37 protein-coding genes are annotated in these 25,768 nt (G+C 45.6%); 27 read left to right on the top strand and 10 right to left on the bottom strand.

Features of this window, described 5'->3' with window-relative positions:
* Positions 1-57: 57 nt before the first annotated feature.
* On the bottom strand, positions 58-507 hold the full coding sequence (locus V1467_RS09500; RefSeq protein WP_416308552.1) for a putative metalloprotease CJM1_0395 family protein: 450 nt from the start codon (positions 505-507) through the stop codon (positions 58-60).
* 198 nt (positions 508-705) lie between these two features.
* A complete protein-coding gene (locus tag V1467_RS09495; protein ID WP_416308551.1) occupies positions 706-1,716 on the bottom strand; it encodes a site-specific integrase in 1,011 nt (336 codons plus the stop codon).
* Positions 1,717-1,921: 205 nt separating this feature from the next.
* Between V1467_RS09495 and V1467_RS09490 the strand changes: the two genes are divergently transcribed.
* Both V1467_RS09490 and V1467_RS09485 read left to right on the top strand, forming a co-directional pair.
* The gene (locus tag V1467_RS09490; RefSeq protein ID WP_416308550.1) at positions 1,922-2,971 is read left to right on the top strand and encodes a DNA-binding protein; all 1,050 of its coding nucleotides are present in this window, start codon (positions 1,922-1,924) and stop codon (positions 2,969-2,971) included.
* Between the two features lie 282 nt (positions 2,972-3,253).
* Positions 3,254-4,561 (top strand): type I restriction enzyme endonuclease domain-containing protein, encoded by a 1,308-nt coding sequence (locus tag V1467_RS09485; RefSeq protein ID WP_416308675.1) that lies wholly within the window; start codon positions 3,254-3,256, stop codon positions 4,559-4,561.
* A 311-nt stretch (positions 4,562-4,872) separates the two neighbouring features.
* On the opposite strand, the gene V1467_RS09480 is transcribed toward V1467_RS09485, so the two are convergent.
* Positions 4,873-5,142, bottom strand: coding sequence for an XRE family transcriptional regulator (locus tag V1467_RS09480; RefSeq protein ID WP_416308549.1), 270 nt, complete (start codon positions 5,140-5,142; stop codon positions 4,873-4,875).
* A gap of 347 nt (positions 5,143-5,489) precedes the next feature.
* Between V1467_RS09480 and V1467_RS09475 the strand changes: the two genes are divergently transcribed.
* The 23 genes from V1467_RS09475 to V1467_RS09365 all read left to right on the top strand — a co-directional run bounded on the left by V1467_RS09475 (position 5,490) and on the right by V1467_RS09365 (position 17,086).
* Complete coding sequence (locus V1467_RS09475) at positions 5,490-6,083, top strand: 3'-5' exonuclease (RefSeq protein ID WP_416308548.1); 594 nt, start codon at positions 5,490-5,492, stop codon at positions 6,081-6,083.
* Positions 6,080-6,445, top strand: coding sequence for a hypothetical protein (locus V1467_RS09470; protein WP_416308547.1), 366 nt, complete (start codon positions 6,080-6,082; stop codon positions 6,443-6,445). The genes V1467_RS09475 and V1467_RS09470 overlap by 4 nt, the downstream gene beginning before the upstream one ends.
* 2 nt (positions 6,446-6,447) lie before the next feature.
* On the top strand, positions 6,448-6,717 hold the full coding sequence (locus tag V1467_RS09465; protein WP_416308546.1) for a hypothetical protein: 270 nt from the start codon (positions 6,448-6,450) through the stop codon (positions 6,715-6,717).
* 90 nt (positions 6,718-6,807) lie between these two features.
* Complete coding sequence (locus tag V1467_RS09460) at positions 6,808-7,044, top strand: hypothetical protein (protein WP_416308545.1); 237 nt, start codon at positions 6,808-6,810, stop codon at positions 7,042-7,044.
* 56 nt (positions 7,045-7,100) lie between these two features.
* On the top strand, positions 7,101-8,894 hold the full coding sequence (locus V1467_RS09455) for a replication endonuclease (protein WP_416308544.1): 1,794 nt from the start codon (positions 7,101-7,103) through the stop codon (positions 8,892-8,894).
* 20 nt (positions 8,895-8,914) lie between these two features.
* Positions 8,915-9,142: a hypothetical protein gene (locus V1467_RS09450; protein ID WP_416308543.1), complete on the top strand. Its 228-nt coding sequence runs from the start codon at positions 8,915-8,917 to the stop codon at positions 9,140-9,142.
* The gene (locus V1467_RS09445) at positions 9,139-9,309 is read left to right on the top strand and encodes a hypothetical protein (RefSeq protein ID WP_416308542.1); all 171 of its coding nucleotides are present in this window, start codon (positions 9,139-9,141) and stop codon (positions 9,307-9,309) included. The genes V1467_RS09450 and V1467_RS09445 overlap by 4 nt, the downstream gene beginning before the upstream one ends.
* Complete coding sequence (locus V1467_RS09440; RefSeq protein ID WP_416308541.1) at positions 9,306-9,839, top strand: hypothetical protein; 534 nt, start codon at positions 9,306-9,308, stop codon at positions 9,837-9,839. Before V1467_RS09445 ends, V1467_RS09440 begins: the two co-directional genes overlap by 4 nt.
* 16 nt (positions 9,840-9,855) lie before the next feature.
* Positions 9,856-10,398, top strand: coding sequence for a hypothetical protein (locus V1467_RS09435; protein ID WP_416308540.1), 543 nt, complete (start codon positions 9,856-9,858; stop codon positions 10,396-10,398).
* Positions 10,385-11,047 (top strand): hypothetical protein, encoded by a 663-nt coding sequence (locus V1467_RS09430; RefSeq protein WP_416308539.1) that lies wholly within the window; start codon positions 10,385-10,387, stop codon positions 11,045-11,047. Before V1467_RS09435 ends, V1467_RS09430 begins: the two co-directional genes overlap by 14 nt.
* Before the next feature lie 360 nt (positions 11,048-11,407).
* Entirely contained in the window at positions 11,408-12,238 is an 831-nt protein-coding gene (locus tag V1467_RS09425) for a major capsid protein P2 (RefSeq protein WP_416308538.1), read from the top strand.
* A 15-nt stretch (positions 12,239-12,253) separates the two neighbouring features.
* Positions 12,254-12,529, top strand: a complete 276-nt coding sequence (locus tag V1467_RS09420) for a hypothetical protein (protein WP_416308537.1) — start codon at positions 12,254-12,256, stop codon at positions 12,527-12,529.
* Positions 12,530-12,538: 9 nt separating this feature from the next.
* On the top strand, positions 12,539-12,685 hold the full coding sequence (locus V1467_RS09415) for a hypothetical protein (protein WP_416308536.1): 147 nt from the start codon (positions 12,539-12,541) through the stop codon (positions 12,683-12,685).
* A gap of 3 nt (positions 12,686-12,688) precedes the next feature.
* The gene (locus V1467_RS09410) at positions 12,689-12,865 is read left to right on the top strand and encodes a hypothetical protein (protein WP_416308535.1); all 177 of its coding nucleotides are present in this window, start codon (positions 12,689-12,691) and stop codon (positions 12,863-12,865) included.
* Positions 12,858-13,238 carry a hypothetical protein gene (locus tag V1467_RS09405; RefSeq protein WP_416308534.1) on the top strand — a complete coding sequence of 127 codons (381 nt, stop codon included), beginning with the start codon at positions 12,858-12,860 and terminating at the stop codon, positions 13,236-13,238. The genes V1467_RS09410 and V1467_RS09405 overlap by 8 nt, the downstream gene beginning before the upstream one ends.
* Positions 13,238-14,017 carry a hypothetical protein gene (locus V1467_RS09400; RefSeq protein ID WP_416308533.1) on the top strand — a complete coding sequence of 260 codons (780 nt, stop codon included), beginning with the start codon at positions 13,238-13,240 and terminating at the stop codon, positions 14,015-14,017. The genes V1467_RS09405 and V1467_RS09400 overlap by 1 nt, the downstream gene beginning before the upstream one ends.
* Positions 14,017-14,661: a hypothetical protein gene (locus tag V1467_RS09395; protein ID WP_416308532.1), complete on the top strand. Its 645-nt coding sequence runs from the start codon at positions 14,017-14,019 to the stop codon at positions 14,659-14,661. The genes V1467_RS09400 and V1467_RS09395 overlap by 1 nt, the downstream gene beginning before the upstream one ends.
* Positions 14,658-15,332, top strand: a complete 675-nt coding sequence (locus V1467_RS09390; RefSeq protein WP_416308531.1) for a hypothetical protein — start codon at positions 14,658-14,660, stop codon at positions 15,330-15,332. Before V1467_RS09395 ends, V1467_RS09390 begins: the two co-directional genes overlap by 4 nt.
* Positions 15,329-15,664, top strand: coding sequence for a hypothetical protein (locus V1467_RS09385; protein WP_416308530.1), 336 nt, complete (start codon positions 15,329-15,331; stop codon positions 15,662-15,664). Before V1467_RS09390 ends, V1467_RS09385 begins: the two co-directional genes overlap by 4 nt.
* A complete protein-coding gene (locus tag V1467_RS09380) occupies positions 15,661-16,113 on the top strand; it encodes a hypothetical protein (protein WP_416308529.1) in 453 nt (150 codons plus the stop codon). The genes V1467_RS09385 and V1467_RS09380 overlap by 4 nt, the downstream gene beginning before the upstream one ends.
* A gap of 93 nt (positions 16,114-16,206) precedes the next feature.
* A complete protein-coding gene (locus V1467_RS09375) occupies positions 16,207-16,581 on the top strand; it encodes a hypothetical protein (RefSeq protein ID WP_416308528.1) in 375 nt (124 codons plus the stop codon).
* Between the two features lie 26 nt (positions 16,582-16,607).
* Positions 16,608-16,895 (top strand): hypothetical protein, encoded by a 288-nt coding sequence (locus tag V1467_RS09370; protein ID WP_416308527.1) that lies wholly within the window; start codon positions 16,608-16,610, stop codon positions 16,893-16,895.
* Positions 16,896-16,918: 23 nt separating this feature from the next.
* A complete protein-coding gene (locus V1467_RS09365; RefSeq protein WP_416308526.1) occupies positions 16,919-17,086 on the top strand; it encodes a hypothetical protein in 168 nt (55 codons plus the stop codon).
* 60 nt (positions 17,087-17,146) lie between these two features.
* On the opposite strand, the gene V1467_RS09360 is transcribed toward V1467_RS09365, so the two are convergent.
* Complete coding sequence (locus V1467_RS09360) at positions 17,147-17,896, bottom strand: hypothetical protein (protein ID WP_416308525.1); 750 nt, start codon at positions 17,894-17,896, stop codon at positions 17,147-17,149.
* 182 nt (positions 17,897-18,078) lie between these two features.
* Between V1467_RS09360 and V1467_RS09355 the strand changes: the two genes are divergently transcribed.
* The gene (locus tag V1467_RS09355; protein ID WP_416308524.1) at positions 18,079-18,651 is read left to right on the top strand and encodes an SOS response-associated peptidase; all 573 of its coding nucleotides are present in this window, start codon (positions 18,079-18,081) and stop codon (positions 18,649-18,651) included.
* On the opposite strand, the gene V1467_RS09350 is transcribed toward V1467_RS09355, so the two are convergent.
* From V1467_RS09350 to V1467_RS09340, 3 genes are all read right to left on the bottom strand, one after another.
* Positions 18,648-19,157 carry a hypothetical protein gene (locus tag V1467_RS09350; RefSeq protein WP_416308523.1) on the bottom strand — a complete coding sequence of 170 codons (510 nt, stop codon included), beginning with the start codon at positions 19,155-19,157 and terminating at the stop codon, positions 18,648-18,650. The genes V1467_RS09355 and V1467_RS09350 overlap by 4 nt on opposite strands.
* A gap of 746 nt (positions 19,158-19,903) precedes the next feature.
* Positions 19,904-20,335, bottom strand: coding sequence for a DUF3293 domain-containing protein (locus V1467_RS09345; protein ID WP_416308522.1), 432 nt, complete (start codon positions 20,333-20,335; stop codon positions 19,904-19,906).
* A 23-nt stretch (positions 20,336-20,358) separates the two neighbouring features.
* Positions 20,359-20,730 (bottom strand): hypothetical protein, encoded by a 372-nt coding sequence (locus V1467_RS09340; RefSeq protein WP_416308521.1) that lies wholly within the window; start codon positions 20,728-20,730, stop codon positions 20,359-20,361.
* Positions 20,731-20,879: 149 nt separating this feature from the next.
* Between V1467_RS09340 and V1467_RS09335 the strand changes: the two genes are divergently transcribed.
* Positions 20,880-22,505, top strand: coding sequence for a phosphoethanolamine transferase (locus V1467_RS09335; RefSeq protein WP_416308520.1), 1,626 nt, complete (start codon positions 20,880-20,882; stop codon positions 22,503-22,505).
* Between the two features lie 63 nt (positions 22,506-22,568).
* On the opposite strand, the gene V1467_RS09330 is transcribed toward V1467_RS09335, so the two are convergent.
* The 3 genes from V1467_RS09330 to V1467_RS09320 are packed head-to-tail and all read right to left on the bottom strand — an operon-like array spanning position 22,569 to position 25,755.
* Positions 22,569-24,302: an ArnT family glycosyltransferase gene (locus V1467_RS09330; RefSeq protein WP_416308519.1), complete on the bottom strand. Its 1,734-nt coding sequence runs from the start codon at positions 24,300-24,302 to the stop codon at positions 22,569-22,571.
* A gap of 17 nt (positions 24,303-24,319) precedes the next feature.
* On the bottom strand, positions 24,320-25,036 hold the full coding sequence (locus V1467_RS09325; protein WP_416308518.1) for a TVP38/TMEM64 family protein: 717 nt from the start codon (positions 25,034-25,036) through the stop codon (positions 24,320-24,322).
* Positions 25,033-25,755 (bottom strand): glycosyltransferase family 2 protein, encoded by a 723-nt coding sequence (locus V1467_RS09320; protein ID WP_416308517.1) that lies wholly within the window; start codon positions 25,753-25,755, stop codon positions 25,033-25,035. Before V1467_RS09320 ends, V1467_RS09325 begins: the two co-directional genes overlap by 4 nt.
* Positions 25,756-25,768: the final 13 nt, after the last annotated feature.

Below are 25,768 nucleotides of genomic sequence, written 5' to 3'. Positions count from 1 at the left end.
GACGAGCCATCGATCTGAATTCTGTAGCACAGAATTTCGTTCAGGAAATTCGTATCGTCACACGAGTACATCGATATGTCGTCCCAATGGCTCGGCCGACACTGTGTTAATCTCACCTTTGGCTTGTGTCGCCATCACCATCGCTTGTTGAGAAGCGTTACGATCCTGTAGTGAGGGATCAGTGGGCGCCATGGACGCCATGCTTATTAGCTGGGCTTTTTCCAGCGTTGCTTTGGGATCGTTGGGCTCAGATGAAGTATCAAACGCCACATCACCTGAGACGACATAGAGTTGGCCATCGAGAGGCCTATACTGGTAATTGGGTGGTGAACTGTACTGTGTCGTAACGGCGAGGTGAGATTCTACATGCCGTTGAATAGATGTCTGAGAGAGCTCTAATTGTTTGCGCTCGGCCGAGTTGTCGCCAGACTTGGTCTCTGTGTCGCGCGCTGAATTGGTAGATGAAGTACTCAAAGGCGCTGTGGGTAAAGACAAAGCTGTTGTCATCGTCCTTCTCCACAAAAAACCGACAATAGATACAGTATATCGAAATTCACACCGATTGGCCTATTCCCAATGTTGTCTGCGATATTCGATTCAAGATTAACAGGAGGCTCCCATAGGCGAAATCAAGTAAGCCCGCTCATATACTTTAATCGTACAGGCAAACCAGATAGCTCCTGTAAATTGTTTTCCATGGGTCATTCAACAATCTGATGTCAATAGCACGGCCATTTTCTCCATCAACACATGAGTCGCGTTATTTGAAAGCTGCTGGCCTTCTTCGATATATTCCCAAACGGTGGCATCGTTTTTCCAACCCCCTTGCTTTTTTATGAGTTCAAAATCGACACGCTCCCGTGCTGCCGAGGTGGATAAGCCACGTCGAAAACTGTGGCTACTCAAATCTGGAACAAAGTCGAACTCGCATGCCTCACCCAGTGTTTTAAGTAGATCATTAACGGCCCCTGGGTTCAGGTGTTTTGCTTGAACCTGATCCCACCGGTTAACCGGCCGGAAAAGCGGACCGCTAGAAATGCCTACCGCATCCAGCCACATTTTGACAGCCTTGGCAGGACAGCAACTGGACGCACCAAAGGGCAACGCGCGGGTCAGGCCTGTTGCTTGCTGGTCCGTTTTGGAGCGAGGTAACCGGATGATCAGACCCTCCGGCTCCCACACCAGATGGCTGACTTGAATGGCTACCAGTTCACTGCGGCGAAAGGCACCGAAAAAACCGGTTAACAGCATCGCCATATCCCGGTGCTTCTTTTTACTGTCCGGTAAGTGCCGCAGGTGATTCACCATCTGCGCAATGTGCTTCAGACGCAGTGCCTTGGCTTTGCGTTTGGGCTGGCCATGGGTGCGCCGAATGCCTTCCATTGTTTTGCGTACGAGCGGATCTTTCACTGGGTCAATGACTCCCTGATAGTGGTGCCACTGACCGATGGCCGTCAGATGGAGATCCAGGGTTCGAGAGTTAAGCGACTCAGCACGGGCTAACAGGTAGCGAACCACCGTATCCCGATCCGTCGGCAGACGCCCACCCCATTTTTCAAACTGCCGGATGGCAGACCGGTACGCCTTGCGGGTGTTGTCTGATGTGGCTGCCTGGAGGTAATGACGTAGCGCTTCGGAGTTCTGACGGACAATCTGACCCGACTCCTCATTACGTAACGGTAGGTCGGTGGCCAATTGTGGTGGTTTGTACTTCATAAATCGGATTCCTGTCGCAGTCGCTCAAAAGGCGGCTATGTACCAGCGTTACAAGTGGGAAAATTCTGCCGGATTGCCTAAACCTACGATAATGGTCATTATCGTGGGTTAATAATTTAAATTCAAGCAATCTTGAAAAACATCAATATAATGTTATATTACGTTACACGTAATACGGTAGTAAATAATCTGAGAGGAATTCACCATGGCCCGTGCCGGAGTTACATACCACGATGTTGCCAAGGCCGCTGAGGCCATCAAAAATCTGCGCCAAGAACCAACTGTAGACCGGGTGCGTGAACATCTCGGCACCGGCAGCAAAAGCACCATCGCGCCACTACTCAAACGTTGGCGATCAGATAACGGAGAATCGACCGATATCGGCGGGCTCCCAAACGACCTGGTGGAAGTCGTGAAATCACTCCACGATAGGGTTCAGCAGATGGCCGATCACCGAATCGAGCAGGCCCGACAGGGATTCAAAGAGCTGAATGAAGAACTTCGGAAAAAGCTCAATGACGCTGACAACACGGTTGCACAGCTGAGCGCACGCCAAAAGGATTTAGATATGCAGATAGGGCAACTTACTCACGAGGTAAACCAAAAAGCTCAGGCGCTGGAAGATACGAGAATCAAACTGACCAAAGCAGAGTTACAACGAGACGAAGCGATTGCGCGGACTGCTGAACTGAAGGTAAGTGTTGCTGAGCTCAAGCAGGAAAATAAGGATATTCGAGAGCACTTTGAACACTATCAGCAGCGCACGGCGGAAGACCGTCAGCAGGAGCGCGAACAGTTTCGAACAGTTACTCAGGGATTAAAAGACCAGGTTCGGGATCTACAACACCGGTTCACCCAGGCCGAGTCCAAGGCGTCCGAGTTATTTGATGCCAATGCACAGCTACAAAGCAACGCCGGTAAACTTGAACAGGCCAATGTAGCGCTAAACAGGGAGCTAAACGGTAAGATAGAAGATATCCAGGATCTGAAACGCGATCTTGAAGATGCCTTGACGAAGTATCGAGATTCCCAGCATAAAAATGAACAATTGGCGGAAAACATGGCAGTGATCACCTCGCAGAAAGCAGATATTGATAAGCAAGTGGCTGTGTTATCCCAGGCATTGGAGGCCGTCAAAGCCGAACTAAAAGCCTGCCAGGACAAGATTGCATTTCTGACTGACGAGAATAAGGTAATACTTCAGGAAAAGGCGATGATCCAAGGGCAGTTCAAGCAACTACAGGGCTCGCTATGATCGCGTTAGAGCCAAACTTGTCAAATTTGTCGGTTCTTCCAGAGGACCCCATACAGGGGCAATTTAAGCAGCTACAATCGTCGCTTTGACCCTGAAATTGTACTGCGCAATAGGTTGCATTACCTGTGATTTGCGTAATTACGCATATGGCGCGTAACTCTGCGTAATTGTTGTTTTTCAAGTAGGCAGGCCAATGATATTCACCAGTTCGATAAACAATACGCGGCAGAAGATTGTCAATATATCTTTATATTATCAATAAGTTATAGGCGAAGTGGCTAAATTCAACGCTTTTACCGGCCGGACCTCTTTAAGGATCCAGACGACAACCTAAGAATCGTCTTTGTCTGCGCCATGTGGCTGACGGGCTTCGACACGCCTGCTGTATCGACCCTTTACCTAGATAAGCCGCTTAAGAGTCACACCCTGATGCAGACCATCGCCCGCGCTAACCGGGTATATCCGGGCAAATCGGCCGGGCAGATTGTCGATTATATCAATATCTTTTCTGCGCTCCAACAGGCCCTGGGCTTGTACGGTGGCGGACAGGTGCAGGAAGGGCACCCGCCTTATCAGGTGGACAGCCCGGCCAAGGACAAGCGCGAACTGGCCATGGCTTTAGGCGTGGCGATAGGGGAGTTGACCGTCTTTTTGGCGGGCAAGGGCATTAAGCTTGATGAAATTATTGCCGCACCGGCGGACGGTTTCACCAAATTGGAGCTGCTGGACAATGCCAGCGAAACCCTTTTGCAGCCGGATTATTTGCAGGAATTTACCGCCTTTGTTCGCCAGATTAACCGTATCTTCAAAGCCATTTTGCCCGATGATGATGCCAATCCGTATGTGCCGCATCGTATCGCCATCAATGTGATCTACGCTCAGTTCCGTCAAAAATCCGGTCTTGAAATCGACGATGAGGACGTACTGGATGTGGTGCGTAATCAGGTAAATGAACTACTGGATGAATCCATTTCAACGATCCAAATCAAGAGTAATCTGCCTGAGCCCGTAAATATAGCTGGTATTGATTTTGATGCCTTGGCAGTCATGGTGGCTAATATAATCGAACCCAAAGCCAGTGATGCCGAGCGTCTAAAGAACCTAATTGAACGTAAGTTGCAGCCTATGTTGCTGCGCAATAAGAATCGCCAGGATTTGCAACGCAAGTTTCAGGAACTGGTTGAGCAATACAACCTTGGTGCATATAGTGCAGAAGAGTTCTTCAATCAGCTTAAGCAATTTATCCATGAATTGGACACGGAAGAAAAGCGCACGGTTCGTGAAGGATTGAGCGAAGAAGAACTGGCCGTGTTTGATTTGATGACACAAGCCGTGCCGCTGAATGAAAATGAGCGAAATAAGGTAAAGCGCATCGCTCAAACCCTGATCGGCAAAATGAAAGAAGCCCTGGTGATTGACTGGCGCAAGAAACAACGCACCAAGGCCAGGGTCAGAAATCTGATTGAAGAGATCCTGGACGAACTGCCGGACAGCTACGATGACGATTTATGGCCCAAGACCTGTAGCGAGGTATTTATGTATATCTTCGAAAAATATCCCGGCCGGGATAACAACGTCTACTTGAACTGAGTAGCGAATCTAAATTCTCCATTTAGAAAACTGCGCTTAGCTCCAAGAAGATTGCTTCAGATTTCACGTAGCGACGCATTCCAATAGTGTCCCAGTGACAATATTCGAACTCAAACCATTTAATGACACGCTGTGCGCAAAATGACACTGATACGTGCGACCAACATAATACTTGGTGACTCTTATTCATCCTCGAATATATAAATATTCCTATAATGTATAACTTGGTAATAACGTTAAATGGCCTGTAACCTATGCGGGGCGAGGGTTACAGGCTGGCGGAAGTTTTGACAAATTATCAAAATTTAACGTTATGCGGCGTATTCTCGCCAGAATGAAAATGCATTATTGTCGTGTGACCGCTCGGCGCGTTCAGCGTGCATGGAGGCCACGACAGACAAGGGGTTAAGCTCTAAAAGCTCGGCAACCTCAAGGGCGATTGAATCATCAAAAGTCCCGCCGTGATTGCGGTATCTGCTAACACATGATGGTTTTACACCTAACTTCTTTGCAATGGCATAGTCAGACGGCAGATTATAAGCGGCCTTGAGCTTATCAAGCAGGTCGGTAGTTTTTAACATTTTCGCACTCTCTTTGTTTGTTCGCATCATTAGAATATCTAACGCTTCAACCCTATGCAATGATTCTAGGGGGTTGACTACTTCTAACCCCTAGAACTATTCTAATTTCACGTTGTCACTTCGGTGTTTGTTCGCACTCTCAACCGAAGGGCAGCGTTTCCAGCACTGCAAACAAAAAAGCGGCTTTCTGTTTTCTTCCAAGGTTTCCAGATTAGCCGCCTTTTTCTGAACCAGCGCTAAACAATAAATTAATGAATATTAACGACTTACCCCATGCGGGGCGGCAATGCAGAGCTGGCCCCGTTTCCTTACTCGGGTAAGTTTAGTCAAAAATGGGGTTAATGATCATGAACACAGACAAAAATACTTTGCTTAGAATTTCTAGTGAATGCCAGGCGCTTATGGGTGGCTGTTTTATTCTGGATACCGAGACAACAGGCCTAGACTCTAACGCCGAAATTGTTGAAATCAGCATTATTGATGATGGTGGCAATGTTTTTCTAAATACTCTGATAAAGCCAACAAGGCCAATTCCACCAGACGCAACAGCGATACACGGCATCACTAATGAAATGGTAGAGGATGCACTGAGTTTTTGTCATGTATATGACTCGATAATTGATATTTTGGTCGGGGCACCGGTGGTTATTTATAACGCAAGTTATGACCTAAGAATGATCAGGCAATCGGCTGTTTTGTCGGGTGTAATGCGGCCTGTGGCGGCTGATTTGAGGTCAATTGAAAGCAAGGCATGCTGTTTGATGAACCTGTATGCGGAGTATTACGGGGAGTGGGACAGTTATCGCCATCAGTACAAGTGGCAGAAGCTCACTAATGCGTTAGCGCAACAGGGTATTGTGCCTAGCAAAAATGCACACCGAGCGATGGCAGATTGTCAAATGACGCTGGCATTGCTCGAAAAGATGGCGGGTGAGTTATGAATCACCCATTCAAACACTATCAAACTGTTTTTGTACCAAATTCAATCATGGCAGAAACCCGCAGTAATGACCGCCGTTCTGTGATTTTGCCGGACAATAACTTTAAAGTCGGCGGTATAGTCGAAATGAAGTCAGATACTGAAATCGGCAGTCTCAACAGTTCAATTATCAACGTTATTACAGCAATAGACCGGGGCGCTCAAATCGCCGCCGGTTTTTGCTGTGTCCAGTACCAGCCATTGCATCATGTATTGCCGCAGTCACTGTACCGAGTGCTGAAAAATCTGGTTGAAGAAAATAACGAGCTGCGCGAAAAGCTCAGCGCTGCAATTGGCGCATCAATGCGAAAAATGGTGGGCTGATTATGGGACTTCAAGATTTAACATTTTGGTTTGGTCATTGGCTGGACGTTTATAACAACAGTGTTGCTAATCATGAAGATATGGCGCTTGGGGCAATTAAGGCGCTTTATCTGGCTTGTGAACATTCGCATGATCAAGACGTTGCCGATTATTGCAAAAATGAGATATGGCGCTGGTGGGATGAATGTTCACCAATACATGGTCAACCAGCCATTCATGATGTTTGGGTTTTTCCGTCTGTCAGTGGTGATCATCATGCTGCCACGTTCTAACTTGCGTAGCGCAATGATTGCGCGTCACTTGCTCATTCTGTTTTATGTACTTTGCGCCGCTGCCGTGGTCGGATCTGACTGGTGGGCGGCATGATTAAGAAAAATTACGAAGCTGACTGTTATGAAATGACGGCTGGCGGTTTAACTGTTTTTTTTGACACCATAACATCGTCCGCACCAAGCTCGGAATTGAAAACGTGCGAGCTTTCTAGATGCGGTATTAATGTTGCTTTTATCGGTGCCGAGTTTGAAAAGTCGTTTAAATCACATTTACACAAAGCGTTTGAGCAAGAAAGAATCAAATCGGCAGCAAAGGTTAAAGTATGACCATTGCGTTGCAAATATCACCAGAACAACGCGCAGAGCGTCAGTTAACCCGCTGGTTGCCTGATTTAACAATTAACACGTTTCAGCGTGAATATGACGCTAATAAAGCCTTTGTTGACAATCTGACAAAGGGATTGCCACCGCATATCCGCAAAAAGCTATTGCGTGAATATATCAAGCGTTACAACTCCAAGAGCGCCCAGAATCCACAACGATCAGCGAATATCTATATCAGACAGGCTACAGAATTGTTGCGCGATATTATCGCCGATTGCCCGTTTCAAGATTATAAATCGCTGTATCGTGCTGAAGCGCTGGAAGCAGAAGCAAAAGCAGCGTCTGACCACTGCTTGAAACTGCTTAATTTGGCGGCTGATGATGCTGATCAGGATAGTTACGAATTCCGGATTTATCGCATTAGCACAAAACTGGCTCAGTATGCCGTCGATTACGGCATTAAGCCGCCATTCAATGAAGAAAAAGCCGACCTTGAGCAGCGAGAATCGGCAATTTTGCGCATGGTGTCTGATGGCTGGTGGTTACGCAAATTTAGCCGTATGCGTGACCAGTTCAATGAATTTATCAATATTGGTGCCGGTATCGTCAAGAAAGGCACTCAGCCGTATTTGAGCAATCAGTCATTGCAAGAGTGGCGGCAACAGCGCCGCGCTAATCAGTTGTATTTGGAATCAATGGAAGTGGTCAACGAAGAAACCGAGCAACGTATCAGTCTTGCCGAAATCGCCGCAGCTACTACCGCAAACCCTGAAAAGCGCCGGATTGAATTAATGGTACGTTGTCGTGGCCTTGAAGAGCTGGCAGACGATTACGGCTACCAGGCGTTTTTTGTGACGTGGACAGCGCCTAGTAAGTATCACAGAAACAGCGAAAAGTGGAACCGGAGCAAGCCAAATGAAACACAGCAATACTTGTGCAATCAATGGGCAAAATGCCGCGCAAAAATCGATAGAAATGAAATTCAATGGTTTGGGGTTAGAGTCGCAGAGCCACACGCAGACGCAACACCACACTGGCACATGCTTTTATTTTGCAGACCGGAAGATGCTAGAGAGATTCAATCAATTATGCGCGAATACGCGACACAGCATGAGCGCTCAGAGTTAATCGAAGCCCACAAAAACCGAGCTTTTAAAATGAAGTTTGAAGGGTGGAGGCGACGCAAGCCAGTTAAGTACTGGTATGAACCGAGAATTAAAATTGAATACATCGATCCAGAACTCGGCAGCGCAACAGGCTATATCGCCAAGTACATCAGCAAGAATATCAACGCGAACCATATCGGAACCGAAAGTGATTTTGAAACTAAATCCGACTTACAAACGTCTGTTGATCGTGTCGCAGGATGGGCAAGTCGTTGGAACTTACGGCAGTTTCAATTTTTCGGAGCTGCTCCAGTTACCGTTTGGCGTGAGTGTCGTCGCCTCAAAGGTAGCGCAGAACATGAAGCGCTGGAACGTGTTCGGCTGGCCGCTGACAGCTCCAAGTGGTGCGAGTTTACAAAGCTTCTCGACGAAAATCCGGTAGGGGTGCTTTACGATATATCGGAGAAAAACAAGTTCAACGAGCCGATAAAAAAAGTTATCGGCTTGCTTTGTTACAACATCCAAGAGCTAACCAGATTAGTTAAATTCAGACTCGAAAAAAAGCAGGGCAACGCCCTGTTAAGCGGCGACAGCCGCGCCTCTTGGAGCACTGTCAATAACTGTACGCGAATACATGACAATGCCGCGACAGTTCCCAATATTCCAGATTTTATTCCAATAAACACCGATTCTTTGCCCCGTTTTTACGCTGGCAATGATACCGGTGATGATTACGAAGGTTTTTAACAAATGAAAAAGGCGCTGAAATGAAGAAAAGTTTATTGGGTACGTTGATGGCATTGGGATTGATTGGTCCATCGGCTCCAAGTGGAAATGAAATCAACCGGGCAATGTCATCATTGAGCCTGAATCGTTCGAAAAATTCGCCCCGTCAAACTGGCTTTTGTGGTGTGAGTAAAAGCAGCCCTAGCCATGCCCACGGCCAACGATTAGCGAAGAAAAAAAAGGCATTTAGAGCAAGGACAAAAAAGTGACGGAAAAAATAGAGCAGGCAAAAAAGCTGGCGGCGGATATAGAAAAGTTGCAAGAAAAGGCATCAAGCGTTAATGCCTTTTCTGCTATTCCGTTAGTCAAAGAGGCGGCACAAAAGCAAGCCGAATTGAACGGCATAACAATCAGCATTTTGGAGGGTTTAGCATGAGCTTGATACCAAAAATGGACGTTGATAACAACGTGGTCGGGCATATCCCGAACAGAGACAGCAAAAATCCGGTAATAGGGGTTTTTCGCTGCGATTGTGGCGATGTTGCAACCGTGCATAATCCGAAGGGAAAGCGCTCCGGCCATTATTATTCTATTTGTTCCTGTGGCACCGATCAACGCTCAGGTGAGCACCGCCAAAAGTGGCTCCGGGAAAATATGCGTGAAACGGTAGAGGACCTAGAGCCTATTAGCATTTCTGAACCGGTAAAAGATGTTGTATCGATACCACTGGAAACCGCAGAAAATGCGGTTTCTACGGTTAATGAGCCAGATATGCAGATTGAGCAGCTGGAGCAAACCACCGAAGCCGAAAATATACCGGTTTCTGAGCCGGAACCGCCACAACCAGAAGCCGCAGAAAATGCGGTTTCTACGGTTAATGAGCCAGCGCCGGAAAATTCAAAAATTAAGCCGATATTATTTGCTGTATTAGGTGCCTTAGCGGGTGGCCTGTTGGGCATGGCGTAACCTATAAGGACTAACAATGACAGAAGTAAACGATAGCCAGCCGGAAGAAATCGAACAAGCATACGATGAAGCTGCCGCAAGCCAAATGATAAAAAGCTTGGCAGATGATGAAAGCGCTGATTTTGTGCCGGAACCGGAAATCTCAGGCGCGCAGACAGAAGAGGCCACCGAAGCCGCAAAAAATGCAGCTAAAAAGCAAGAGTTGATAACTCAAAAGGAGCGCGAAACCGAAGCAGCTAGCGTAATTTATGAGAGCCTCGGCGCTTATGAATTCGGCATTTGTTTGGGAGTACATAAGCGCTACCAATTGCCAGAAACTGATCGCGCTATGGTGGCCGGTCTGCTCGCGCCTATTGTTGTCAAATACGTCCCGGACGGGAAGGATTTGCAAGAATGGATATTAGGCAAGTATAAAGCCGAAGGGCTGGCAATTTTTGGATTATTTATGCTTGGCCGTAGCACTATGTCAACTATCAAAACGCTAAAAGCCGAAGATAGAGCGATTGCCCAGGCTAATTCTGGCGACAAAAATCAGGTTGAAGAAGATGCAGCCGATTAATTCAAATAACGAGCTAGAAAACGAAAATACGCTGTACTGTGGCGGTTCCGGCTCCGGTAAAACTGCCGCTGTGCAGCGGTTAGGCCGGATACTAGAAACTGATCAAGTCGCCTTTTGGGATCCACATCATGATTACACGGAATTCCGTGGTCGTGTGGTTCGCCGATATACATCATTTGTTAGTTTTGCCAAAGCTATTGCAGCCGGTAGAAAAACCCGTCAGGGCTTTAAAATAGCCTTAACAGTGCCGGAGAGCCGCAAAAACTTTTTGCAGTTCTGCGAGATTGTCAAAGCGTTTGGTAATGGTCGACATGCTAAACGGTTTCATCTTGTGCATGAGGAAGTGCCACAAGTTACTGATACCGTCAGCAAAGAGAAGTCGGTTTATGGATGGCTGTTGTCAGTTGGCCGCAAGTTCGGCTTTATCAATCATTCAATTGGCCAGAGGGTGGTCGAAATGTCAAAAACAACCCTGTCTATGTCGCGTTATAAATGGATTGGAGCACAGGAAAGCCGAGCCGATGCGGAGCGTATGAGTAAGGAGTCAGACATTCCAGTTAATGACATTCTCGCGTTAAAACCACTGGATTATTACCTAAAAAGCCCAGGTATCGGAAACGTGCAAAAGGGACGATTGACATTCAACTAAACAGAAAAGCCGCTTTTTAGCGGTTTTTTTGTGCCTTTTTAACCTATTAGGTTAACCGTTCATTTTGTGCATTGACGGAAGCCTGTCGAGGATTGCTATTAATAAAAACCGACTTAACGCAGTAATGAACGGGTGAATAGTGAGCCAACAGAATATTTTGATCTTAGCAGGGGCAGCACTGACCGGTTTCGTTGTTGTGAAAGTAACTAAAAAACTTTTACTAACTGGAAATGAAGATGAATAAAAAAATGCAAGCACATTTAGTGACCGCAGCAATTGCCGCAGCAATGGCAGCTTTGGTCGTATGGGCATCAAATAACGTTGATGCTGTTGAAGATGTAATCGGCTAAGGGGCAGATAATGAACCAATCAGTAATTGTTCCTGCAATGTTACCGCTCGCCACTCCAACCGGTAACGGGTACAGCAAATGGAACTTTAAACTACAGGGTGGACAGGTGTACCACGGTATCGAGATTACAACCAATTTGGCGGTAAAATCGACCCTGAAAAAAGCAACCATTGATATTGGTGGAACGCCAATGGTGACGGCTTCCGGTGCGCATCTTGAAATGATTAACAAGGCGCTTTCTCGTTCAGAAACTGCCGGTATTATCGATCTTGATTTAGCAAAATTTGAGTGTCGTTCGCCTCGCGGTATCTATCAAACCAGCCTGCCAACGTCCATTTATGACGATGTAACGTTAACGCTGGAGTTCGGCGCTAAAGACGCCACAGACCCGGCAACATTAAGCGTATCCGGTGCAGCTTGGGTGTCTGAAAATCCATCTGCCAATGTTGTTGGCGGTGGTCGCCGTTTTGTTCCTTCGCTGTATGAGCTAACGCAGTATGCAGCAGCGGCGGGTGCGCACAATTGGACATTCCCGAATGGCTCGGTGAATAAGTCCATCCAACGTTTAATTTTGGATGAATCGGAAGTGTCAATCTCCAAGGTTATTGTTAAGCGTGGCACCAAAACGATCCGCGAAATGACCCGCGCCCGTATTGATCACGCCTTGAAGCGTCACGGCGGTTATACGTTGCAGGCCGGATACCTGATTCTTGACTTTATTCTGTTTGGCTTCGGTTTTAACGATGCCCTGACAACCGAAGGTCTGAATTTTGAATTCGAGGTTGACGGCGTAGGTGCTATTAAAACCGTTGTAGACGGATTTGAACAAGTAGCCGCATAACATAAGGGGCAATCTATGTGGGATGACCTATTAAATGCTGGCGGTGACTTTTTAGAGGGTGCTTGGGAGTCGGTTTCTACCGGCGCTCAAAATGCCCTCGGCAGTTGGGCCAGCGGTGACGATGACGGTAATTCGCCAGCGGCCAACGTTAACAGCGGTCAAGATGCCAACGCGACCACAACAGGCCAATCAACAGCAACGAGTCAGCCGGTATTATTCGGGCTGGATCAGCAATCGTTGATGATCGGCGCTGGAGTGTTGCTAGCCGTCATTCTTGTTTTGAAAAAGTGAGGGGGCGCTATGCCGGTTTTATTAGTACCAGCAATCGCCGCTGCGCTTGGCTTTGGCGGCGGTCTTTGGGCATCAAGTGCCGTTAGTAAACTAACGACGCTTGCGGCCATCGGTGGCGCTGGATACCTGATTTACATCAACACAAAAGGCGATTAAGTCATGGTTCCAGGTGCAAGTTATTCAGCCAGTGGTGGTGATGCCACCAGCGGTAACGGTGACGTTGGCTTTAGCGCCGGAGATAACGAATTTGGCGGTCTGAACTACAAAACCGGCGTATCTCCTTTTTTATTAGTTGTTGCGGCCATTGCTGCAATTCTGGTGGTCAAAAATGTATAAAGTTTCACTTACTGACGACATTAAAAAGCAGCTAAAACCTGCCCTGTGGGGCAATTCAGACAAAGTTATTTTTGCTGAAATCGCCCGAGGCGTCACCAGCGTTTTTATCACTGCCGCAAAAAATATGATTGTTGTTGGTCGCATGGAAGGGCGCGAATTTGTTGTTGTGGCTGTAGTTGGTAAAGACCTGCGCGGTAATCGTCAGGATATTATCAATTACGCCGTGGCTAACGGTGCAATGACAATCCGTTTCCATACTCGCAACCCTGACCACCTAAGAAAAGGCTTAAAGGGCTTGCAAGTGATTCTATCTGCAACCAAAAAACGCCTGTTTGGCCGTGATGAATACATTTACAAAGTGAGTGTTGCGTAATGGGTGGGAAAAGCAGTAGTAGCCAAAGTACGGCGAATAACCAGAGCACGACTAATTTAGTCAACGATGGTGAATACGCTGGCGCATCCGATATTTTTATTGATGAATCTGACCGCTCGGTTAAAGACTCGAACAACACTGAGTTTAATCTAGACCAAGAGATTGATAATTCCGTTGAAATTGATCAAGACATTGATAATTCGAGTAATCAAGAGTACGACTATTCCGGCGATAATGCCGGTAATAGTGGAACGATTACGATCACTGATGGAGGCGCGATTAAGGCGGCAGAAGAAATCAGCAAAGCGGCAATTGAAGCAGCTAACAAGCAATCCGAAGTTAATCAAAAAATTGTATCTGACTCGCTAGATAAGTCATTCGGATTTGGCGAAAAAGCGCTGGATACTGTCAATAGTTCCACTAGCAAGGCGCTGGACTCAGTTTCGACCACTGCACAAAAGGCGCTGACCGAGGTATCGGAGTTCGGAACGGATGCCATTGACACGGTATCAACAAATTTGACGGCCCAGTCAGATAAATTTGTGAGCAGTTTAACGGGTTTGTCATCTGCAAATAGTCAGTTAAGCCAGAAAGTTTTAGCCGATGCAGCAGAGGCTAACACCGAAGATAAAGAAATTATTGCCGAGTTGGCAAAATCAACGTCTTTGGCCGGTCAGGATCTCGTCGCAAAATCATCTGAAAAAATGGTGTTATATATCGCAATTGCAATAGGCGTGGTTGGCGTATCGCTGGCCGTGGCATCAGGGGTGCGTAAATAATGGAATTGCTTACAATTGAAGCCGGAAAAAGTAAAAACGTTCAGACGTCCGCGCTTTATTTATCGATTATCAGTACTACGGGACAGTTTATCGTTAAATCTCCTGCTTTTGGGGAGTTGGCCGGTAAAGTGGGTCGTCAGTTTGTACTTGATGGTATTTCAGAAGTTGAGTTTTTCAACAACGGACTAGACTCTATTGAAATCGAGTATGAAACCGCAAATATTCGCATATATGGTGCTGGCTCCGGTGCCGTTAATATTGAAAATACGCCTACAATCAAACGCATCATCGAGCCGATTGCAGTAACTGCAAGTGCCACTGTTGAAGATGGCAAAGTACGCCAAATTCAGCCTGATAATTTTGCCGAACTTGATCAGGTCACTATCAACCCAGGCGAAACAAAAAAAGTAATCGACGCGCGCGAAGAAACCAGCCGCAGAGTCACGTTATACGTTGAATCTGCCGAGTTCACAGTATTGCGTGTGGGTGGTTCGGCCACATTGTCAGCAAGTCAGGGCGGTATTATGTCCGGCTCAGTTGATGCAATCGGCGAGAAAGAATTCAAAACAACAGCCGCAATTTACATGAAAAACACCAGCGGAACCGTGGCAACTATCAGCGGGTTTGAGGAGTGGCGCGAATGAGCAGTAACCCGATAAACATCAAAGCGCTACTTGATGCACAAAAAGCCGATATTCTGGCCCAGGTTGACGCAAAAGCGACTGAAACCCAGGCGGCGGTAGCAACCGAGGCGGACAACGTTGAAACTGTTGTTACTGATGCGGCGGCGGACACGCAAGGCAATACAGGCGATAATGCAGCCGCAACAGCGGCGGCTGTCATTGCATCTGTAGAATCTGAATCGACGAATATTCAGTCGTTAGTTGCTAGTGAATCGGACAGTGTTAAATCAGATATTTTAAATTTGAAATCTGATTTAGAAGGATCATTACAGAGTCAAAGTGTCAATCTGAAAACACAGCAAAGTCTAATAGAATCAACAGGCGAGGCACGTTTATTTTACTCAACACTGACAAGTGAAGTGGATGTTGATGCGTTAAATCTCCCAACATCATCCGGCACAATTAAAAAGATCATCACGGCGAGAAATCACCACATAAAAGTGTGGGCTGATGGCGAGTTGATTATTGATATAGTGGGAACCGGTTCAGACACTGAAAAAATAATAGTTGATGCGGCAGATTCGCAAAGGCTCAGCGAGATAAAGTGGAGCGAATCAATATTGATTCGCGTGAAAAAAACCGCCGGTACTGGAAATGTGATCATGTCTATGTTTGGCGAGGTGAATTTATGAGCTTTGATTCAAATATTCACGAAAAAATCATTATCGGCGGCACTGAAAAGGGCTATCGACTCAAGTCCAGTGCGCCAGCGCCTATCCGTCATATCACTGTCGGTTCGTTCCGGCTCCGCTTCACCATTGCTGAAAAAGTGGCGATTGAAACCAGCGCTGATCCTGTCGTCAAAGTGTTGAAAGACGATTTAGCCGCAAGCAGCTATATCGATTTTGAGAATCAGGCGTTGCTTGATGGCCTCGCTTACTATGAATCGGTTGGTATTTTGGCACCTGGGCGAATCGCTGAATTAACCGCAGACGGTACGCCAGAAGAGGCAGTTAACCGGTGAAACCATGGCATGTTGCAATCGTCATAATTTCAATATTAGCGGGGTATTTAATGCTTAGACCAAATTTAAATGTACGGAACAATAACCCGCTGAACATACGTTTTAATGCCGCTAACAACTGGGACGGCCAAGTCGGAGAAAATGCCGGTTTTGCGGTGTTTGCAAATCCGGTATATGGATTTAGAGCCGCCTACAAGCTGGTGAAAAAGTACATCGGGGATTATGGGTTGGGGTCAATTTCTGAAATCATAACTAGATGGGCGCCGGTTGAAGATGACAACCACACCGAGGCGTACATTGATTATATAGCCGAAAAGCTGAACAAATTCACATGGACGCCAGTTTCGGAATCGGAAATCCCTAGTTTGCTTTACTGGATGGCCGAGTACGAAGGGGCAAACGGGGCGTTCAGTTTTGATCAGGTCAACAACGGGATTGCATTGGCATGATTGATAAAAAATGGCTGATAACGACTATCGGCGGGGCTATTCTGGGCGCTGTGATCGTGTATCAACTCAAAAAGCATACTCGCGGAATTGTTGATGATTGAATCACTAATACCGGCCTTTATCCCGGTTATATCTGATGGTGTGCGCGCCCTGTTTAATAAGTTCACCGGTAACGCTGGCGCAAAACCGGCCAACATCAGTGAAGTATTACAACTGATGAAAGCCGAAACCGAAAAACTAAAGGCGCTAGCTGAACTCGATAAAATGGGCAACGTGTCGCAATGGGTCGCAGATTTTCGCGCCATGATGCGACCGGCGACCTGCATTATTATCGTTGGCGGATATGTGGGTGCCGTGGCATTGAGCGCCGCAGCAGATACCCAGGTGCAACTTGCCCAGTATGCGCAAATGGTCACGTTTTACCTGTTCGGTGATCGGACGTGGCAGTATATCCGGGGCAAAAACTAATGACCGAGCGGAGAAAAAACGAAGTTATGAAAAATCTGGCAATGCCGCTGTTAGCCGGTTTGCTCGGGGCCGCGCCTAGCTCATATCTAGGTGTTGCAGTCGGTGAAAATGCAACAATAAAATCAATCGAATCTCGGTTCGCGTCCATCAACGAAAAGTTTAAATACATCGACGCAATATCAACCCAGGCGACAACAAACAAGGTTGAAATGGAAGCGTATAAGCGACTGCTCGCGCGTGTCGAATTGCAGGCAGAGCGAATGCGAACAGAGATCAATCAAATTAAAATCGATATGGCCAAAAAGGGCCTGTAAGCTAACTAAATAAGGTGGTCAACGTGGATATTTACAGACGCAGAGCAGTAACAGCAGTTAAAAAACAATCAGAGCAATCAGCAGGCTTCAACCCGTTTAAAGCTGGCACAAAACAGCTAAAAGCCGGATATAAACGCCTGAAAGGCGGTATTGTTGAGGAAGTCGCTACAGGTCGACAACAGCAATTTTAATCCCTGATCAATAGAGACTAAAAAGCCGCTGATAAAGCGGCTTTTTTGTTACCTGGGCGATTACTTATAAAGCGCATCCGATATCGAGTAAATCCCGTTATCCAGCTGAATTACCAATGATCGGGATTCATCATCGTCAAACAAAAACGCATAGGTTGCCAATCCGTTATAGTGACCGGAGTATTCGCCGCAGCTTGTCACGTCCATTTCAGCCCGATAAACATTAACGTCACTATCAATAACGGTTATATCACCCTCGAATATACAGCCGTCAGTATTCGAGCCTGTATAGTGACCATCTGAATCTAAACCGAATGATGCCGCGCCGTTAAAAGTTGAGTAATTGCCGGTAATGGTGGCTAAGTCTGCGCCATCATCCGTCTGATCGTCTTTTGTTGCTGTAAAATCGTCAACCTTGACGTCATTAACAAATGTTTCACCGGTGATAGTGTCGTCAGTAAATGTTCCGGACGCCGAACCGGTGGCGAACAACTCGCCGTAGAAGTCAAAGCCTAGAACGGTTTCAGCGGCAAACGTAGAACCGTCAATGGTCATATTCGCGGTGTACTGGGTGCCATCGTCCACAATCAATCTAATCTCACCATCAGGCGAAATAAGGGCCGCTATTTCATAATTACCAGTGTCATTGCTAGACGTGCCGGTATAAATGCCAACAGGCTGCACCGGGTCGGGCGCGGGAGTCGGGGTAGATGGTGTTGTGGGTGTCGTGGGAGTAGGTGAGGAAGACGAACCGCCACCGCCGCAGGCTGTTAAAATCACAGATAAAGCCAGTACAGATAGTTTTTTCATGGGATATTCCTTTAATTTACAACAAGATGAACGGTGACCAATTCAGCGTCCATGCTCGGGGTTATAACAACGTAAAACACAATTTAAGTCAACCAACAGCGCCTAGCAGTTAACTTCTGGTTATCGTTATATATCTGTGGTGATATTATTGAATAGGTCGACTAAACGTAATGTGAATAGATATGTGTGGAAGGTTAAATGTAATTGATGACCCTTTGGTGAAATGGGTTGGTTTAGTATTGGGGATTGATTTTGGAGTTACTACAAATCCGGACTTGCGTCCTACGCAAGATGTATCTGCAGTGATCAATACATCTGCAGGATATCAACAACTGGATACCACTTGGGGTATAAAGCCCGGTTGGTCAAAAAGCTTACTAATCAATGCCAAAGCCGAAACAGTAGCGACAAAAAGGACGTTCGCCAATGCATTCCACAAGCACCGATGTTTGATACCGGTGAATGGATGGTATGAATGGCGAGACGAAGGTGGAGCACGAAAGCAAAAGTATTTATTCAGTGCATTCGATGACAGCCCAATGTTGATGGCAGGCATTTATTATCCAAATGAAACGGGCAGTCAACTAGTAACTTTAACAACGCGCGCAAATACGAATTGTGCTGAAATTCATAACCGCCAGCCGGTAATAATACCGGCTGATGATATAGATTATTGGTTTGGTGCCAGAACAGAAGATCTTAATCCACTACTTGAGCCACTAAGCGCTGAAAAAATTAAATTTGTTCTTTCTTAAGAAGCGGCTTTCATCGTCAATACGTTATTCAATATAGCCGCTGCATTACTTATGTGATCCATTGTTTCTGGTGAAATTAGTTTTTTTAACCGCTCGTTTTCTTTCTCCAGGCGTTTAACTTTGCCAAGTGTCGCGTTGCGTTCATTACGCCAGAGCCAAAGCCGGCCGATTAAGTCCGGCGCAACTGATTCATTAGTGGGGCTAATCAACAGGCCGTTTCGCATTTTCCAGCCAGACCAGCCGCAACCTTGAGCAAACCCGCAATACTGCACAAACAACAACCGGCTGACGGGTTCGGTTGGTAGCTGTTCGTCATCATAATATCTGCGCACAGTGCGGTCAGATATACCCAGGTATTCGGCAACAAGAACATACTTTTGCGCTGGCTCGATACCGTAATGAACAATCCCGGCAAGAAAGCATTGCTCCGAAAATGGCCGTAATTTGAAGTTTTGATACTCAGTGTCGAAACTTTTTTTAATTTTTTTTGCATTAGTTTTCTTCATGAATGCCAATTTTCCTTTTTATCCTTTTTGGCGACTACACACGAGCGGTCGTAATTAATACCTAAAAGTCAGTTGATCATTGTTTCTGACAATTTGCAAAGTTCCTATAATGTATATTATGTTAAATTAATAATGTTGCTTTATATATCCTTTAAGGACAGTGTGTAATTACTACTATTTCTGCCCTTTTGGATAAATTAAGTAAGAGTTAATCATTTACAGTACGTAACTAGACCGCTAACGGAGCTTTTCCGGTTTAGATTTTTGTCGTGGAATTTTTTTGGGGAGAAAAAATAAGCTTGGCTATTAACCGGCATGTGAATTCAGCGATAACATCTGCCAACACTGCTGCTAGATTTAATCATTAATACGGCTGTTATCGTTGTTCGACTTCCAGCTATTGGATTGGCACTTTAAAATTGCAGCGGATTCAAGTTGGCGCTACGTGAAATTCGATAGTCTTTTATGAATGTAACCGGGCGAAATTTCACATAGCGTTATGCAGTATTTTTGAAACTCTGAATATAGTCGGATTAAAACAATTGGATTATGCCTGTTATCAAAAATGAATACCTTGATGACAATATGACCCGTTTCCCCTTGTCTAACATTATTTTGAGTTTATGTTTGTTTAAATTGCTGGGTTAGCTTTAATTCAAAAGTAACGCGTGACCGGCTGCTTAAGAGCTAACTAATTGTTAAATATGCACTTTTCATAATTGGCTGATTATTGTCGAATTACGCCATTATATTAGCCAAACGAGTTCGGGAATAGCGTTGTTTTCACACCATAAAAAGGCGTTTTGCTGAAACTTTTCGGCCAATAATATAGATGAGCTATAATCCAGTCCCAGTGCTAATAAGCTACTTTCTGCTGGCCATTGACCTTCAGGATCGCGTCCTGCTCCATGGATAAAATGGCATGCTGCATTGCTAATATCCTGGATTAGTAATTGCTGTCTTTGCTGATTTTGGGCAATCGTCAGCGGACGACTATTGGGATTGAATGCAGTAATAAATGTCGCGTTGTCGCAATCAAACATTTCATACAGTTTGGTCAGAGGTTGACTGAATTGGCCTACCTTGAGAATAAAGGCGGAATTATTGTTATCAAAAACATGGTATTCGGCTTGTTGATAAGCGATAACCAATTGAGGAGGAAAGTTGCTATTCGCCATCTGTTAATGTGGGGATAACATCCCTACTCTTTTTTTAACCACTCTAGCGCTTCGTCCACGTTTAAAAAGTTTTTCAACGAGAAAGGTAATTCTTCGGAAACCTGTTCGATTAAGTCATGTCTGAATTCCGAATAATTGACTAGCCTGGCAATTTTGTATCCTTCCATCAATTGGGCCAGTTCTTTGGTGATGCGCACAACATTTTCAATGCTGTAACTGATGGTGAACTCACTCAGATCGAGCAAAATGCTTTTAGTGGAATGCTTAATTGCGAGCTGTTTAGCGTCTTGGTACATCGGAATAATATCACCCGGCTGACCATCACCTATGCCGATCACGCGGACTGTTTGATGCTCGGCATCATAAGATTGGGTTATGTCCAGATTTTGCTGCATAAATGGCTACTATCCCGCTGTTTTCTAAGCAGTCTAACCATAACCCTGCTTAAAGTCACCGCTAATTTAGCGCGTCAATTTAAGCCTGCTCTAAGGTTGCCCTATTAGCATGCGTTGATATGGTCAATTTCTGTGGAGTGAATTTAAGCTTGAAGCCATTAACAGAGTTTTTTAATCGTCCTATCCACCCTGTTTTGCTCATCGCTATTTCCAGTTTGTTGATACTGGCGTTGGCAAATTATTCTTTTTTTGAAAACGTGAACAAAGTCTATCCCTGGTCTGTTTATCCCGGTTTTATGCTTTCTTTGGCGCTACTGGTGTTTTCTGTTATCTATCTGCTGATTTGGCTGATGAATTTGATTATGCCACTTAAAGTAGTTGTTTCACTGATGCTCCTTGTATCTATAAGCGCCAGCTATTTTGCGGACACATTCGGCACTGTGATAGACACTGTTATGATCCGCAATACACTGGAAACAAATCTGTCTGAAGCCACTGACTTGTTTACTGGGTCATTTGTGATGAAACTGTTTTTGTTGGCTCTGTTGCCTATATTGTGTCTCTGGCGAGTAAAGCTGTGCAGTTTATCTGTGCCTTATCGTATTAAACACCATAGTGCTGCCGTCATAGCCGCAATCGCATTAATTGCTGTCAATCTGGTCAGTTTTAGCGATCACTACGCCAGTTTCTTTCGCGAACATAAACCGCTGCGCTACTTCGTTAATCCGGTATTCCCAATCTACTCCACAGTTAAATATGTGGCTAGCCAGTTTGCAGACCATTCACCAAAAAGCTTTATCAAAAGTGCCAGCTATTCCGATGTTCCCGAAACGGACGTGCATCAGGAGCTGGTAATTGTGGTGGTGGGCGAAACCGCCCGAGCAGATCGGTTTTCCCTTAATGGTTATCAACGCAACACCAATCCATTACTCGAACAGGAAACTAATCTGGTCAGCTATACCGATATTACCGCCTGTGGCACATCCACCGCTATCTCAGTGCCTTGCATGTTTGCGATTAAACGCCAGCAGGACTTTGATGTCGATGCGTCAAAACATACGCAAAACGTGCTGGATTTGGTGAATGATGCTGGCGTTAGTGTGTTGTGGCGCGACAATAATTCCGATTCTAAAGGAGTGGCAGATAGAGTTAGTTTTGAAGATTTTCGTGATCCGCAGCGTAATCCAGTTTGTGATGACGAATGCCGCGATATAGGTATGCTAACTGGATTGCAGGAATATATTGACCAACAACAAGGTGATATTCTGATTGTTTTGCATCAGATGGGCAGTCACGGCCCTGCTTACTTTAAACGCTATCCTGCCGAATTTGAGCACTTCAAACCCAGTTGCCGGAGCAAGGAATTGTCAAGCTGCAGTCTGGAAGAAATAAACAACGCTTACGATAACAGTATTCTGTATACCGATTATTTCTTGTCCAAGGTTATCGGATTGCTGAAGGCCAATACACCACAATACGAAACCTCGATGTTATATATTAGTGACCATGGTGAATCATTGGGTGAAAATGGCATGTACTTGCACGGCATGCCGCGCATTATTGCCCCCGATACGCAGTTAAAAGTGCCCATTCTGGCCTGGATTGGTGATTCTTCCGACGTCGATTATTCCGCTACAAAATTAGTTGAACATCGCGCTAACTCGCATGACGCCGTATCTAAAGCCATTCTAAATGCGCTGGAAATTGAATCGGATGTGGAGTTTAACGATGTGCCACCGCTGCTAATCATGAAACCGGAAGGCTGGGATGATTAACGTCATCCCTTGATAGCTATAGCAATTTTTAAAAATACGACTGGCATAAACCGCCCTGCCAGACTATTGAGGCTGATAATAATACTCGTGTAAGCCATCATCTGGCTTGGGACAGTGACTAAAACGGCTGCTAGCAGGTAGCAATATCCAGTTAACCCGATGCGCGAAGCCCATATCAATTCCTCGACTGAAATCAAAACAATCAGATTGCAGTGCCTTATCTACCAATATATAGCGTGTGGTATTTTGTTGTTGCCATTGCCAGGCGGCTCTCAGTTGCTGATTGGCCGGCGTGTGATAACCAAAATGCGTAATATTGTAGGGCGTAAATAACAGAAACTGCTCAGGTGTATCGATCAGGGCGATTTGTGCATCAGGCGGGATCACTTTAGCCATATTCTGATAAATATTTTTTGGCGTTTTTACCGGGTCAAACAAGCTGTACCCCCAAGTGCTGTAAATTAACCAGAATAATGGAATAAACACTACCCAGCTGACAAAGTGACGCCTTTTAACAAAAATCGCGGCCGAGATGAGTCCAATAAGTCCGAGCGCAAACAGCATCGGCCACGGGGTTACATCATATTTTTCAGCCAGTTGAACGACCTTGGGTACTTCTGCCCAACCGGCAATCGCGAATAACGACAAGATAATGCCCAGTAAAACCACTGCGATCCAGATTAACCGTGACGGCCATCGAGCAATCAAAATTTGTTTGATATAGGGAGCGCTCACCAAGGCCAACATGGGTAAGGCCGGCAAAATATACACGCCACGTTTGCCAGGACTCAGACTGAAAAACAGCAGCAGTAACACAATCCAGCCGAGCGGTAATATGATCCTCCGGTCCGCCTGTTTAATTGCCTGATACCAGGGCTTGCACAGCCAGGGCAAACACAGGCTTAGAGGCAGCCAGAATATCGGTATCACTGAAGTCAGGTAATACCAGAAAGGCTTAACATGATGCCAGGAATTGGCGTAACGCGTGACGGTTTGCTTGAGTAAAATATTGTCACGGTACAAGTCAAACAAAGGATTGTGCTGCTGTTCTACCCAAAACAACATAGGAATAAACCACAAGCTGATGGCAGCCAGCATAACCAGCAATCCGGCCAGCCATTTAAATCCTCCACGGATTTCGTTTTGGGTTTGTAGTTGACGCTGCTGAATTCTGACCCATAAATAGGGAAGCAGCATTAACACGGGTAAAAATCCTACCCCTTTGGTAATGACACCAATTCCCATAAAAAACCAGGCCATAAAATACCAGCGCCATTGCCGTTCGAGCAGTAAAAAGCGCAGTAGTCCGTAACAACCAAGTGTGATCCAGCAACAGACCATGGCATCGATCTGGGCGGTTTTGGCTTGTAACATAAACTGCAGTGAAAAAATAAGTAACAACGCGGCATACCAGGCTGTTTGTGCATTCCATAAACGCCTGGCCAAGTCATATATTAAGCCGATAGTTATCAGGGAGCATAATGCCGATGGTATAAGAAAAGCGACCTTGATCGAGCCGCTAAGCAGATAAAATAACGCGATGGCCCACATAAAAATAGGCGGTTTGTCCGGATAAAGCTCCCCTCCCCGCATCGGGAAAAACCATTGACCGCTATCGACCATCGCTTTGGCAATATGCGCAAAACGCGGTTCATCCGCCGGCCAGGGTTCCCTTAGTCCCAATCCGATGACAATCAATCCCGTGGCAATAACCAGTAGCCATAAAAGATTGAAGTGATGATCGGTGCCTTGTTTGAATTTGTTTAAATCGAAATAATAGGAAAGTGTTTTTTGCACAGTGATCCCTGAGGCTGTTAAACCGAATGAATCTTATCGTTTTGTGAGGAATTGACTTCTAGCTGGCGTGTGACTTTGTATTGTTTATACAAATGCAAACTGAGTATGCTGGATAAAATAAACAGCGCAATACTCAACATAATTTTCCAGCCGGATAACACCACTATGCCCTTTCCCATCAACGAAAACACCAGCATTTGCGGAATATAACCCAGCGCAGAGCCGCTGAAAAAATAACGCGCTTTAATATCCGTTACTCCTGCAACCAGATTGGTCACGATATTGCTGCCTACCGGTAACAGTCGAATAATCATGGTTTTTAGTATGGGTTGTTCGGTTAAAAAACGGTTTACCTTGTAGGTTTGTTGGCTGTAATGGCGTTTAATCATAGGTCGCAAAAGATAACGGGCAACATTAAATGAAATTAAGCAACCTAAGGTCGTTGCAACAGTTGATAAAATCGCTCCGTTTACAAATCCGAATGCATAGCCGCCCAGAAAGGCTAACAGCTGTCGGGGTGCACCTAATGCAGTGGCGACAGATGCCATTGCAACAAAATAGGCAATACCGAATAGTCCGTTGTGACGAATATGCGCATCGATCCAGTTTTTGTTCAAACTATCGAATAATGTGCTGTGGCTTAGCAGATAACCGAACAGCAGTATGCAGGATATAAAGATAGCGCCGCGCGTAAACAGGTTAAATTGCAGTTGTGAAAATCGGTTCATCTTCATTGTTGTTCTATAACAACCGGCTGTTTATAGCGTTTTTGCAGCCACATTACGCCAAACATATCAACAATCCCGACGCCTAAACGACCCAGCATGTTGTATTTGGATACGCCCGCGTGACGATTACGATGATTCACCTCCACCACTATGACTTTACCCTGCATACGGTTGACTAATGCCGGAATAAAACGATGCATATGATCAAAATAGGGCAAACTTAAAAAAGTATGCTTGGGAAATACTTTTAAGCCGCAGCCAGTATCTGGCGTGCCATCATTAAGTATTTTGCTGCGAATTTTGTTGGCAACTTTTGATTGCAGACGATACCAGGCGGTATCCTTTCTGTTTTTACGATAACCCGCTATGCAAAAGTGGCTGTCGGCCGCCTGCCCGGCTGCTTGTTGAACCATTAGCGGAATATCACGGGGATCATTTTGCCCGTCGGCATCCATCGTCACCACCCAGCGACCGCTGGCTTGCTTAACACCTGTGCAAATTGCGGTACTTTGGCCAACTGAATATTGATGTTTTAGCACCTTGATAAAGGCTTTGCCTTGTTGTTTGTGACGCAGCAATTCCTCAAAGGTTCCATCATCACTACCATCATCAACATAAATGATTTCAAAATCGTAGATGCCGCTAATGGCTGCGATAATTTCGTTTATCAGCGGCTCAATATTATCTTTCTCATTTTTGGCCGGAATAACAATACTCAGATCCAAACTCAATTCCTGT

The sequence above is a fragment of the Neptunicella plasticusilytica genome (assembly GCF_047922965.1).
Classification (GTDB): Bacteria; Pseudomonadota; Gammaproteobacteria; order Enterobacterales; family Alteromonadaceae; genus Neptunicella; species Neptunicella plasticusilytica.
This window is presented reverse-complemented; position numbering and strand designations above follow the sequence as displayed.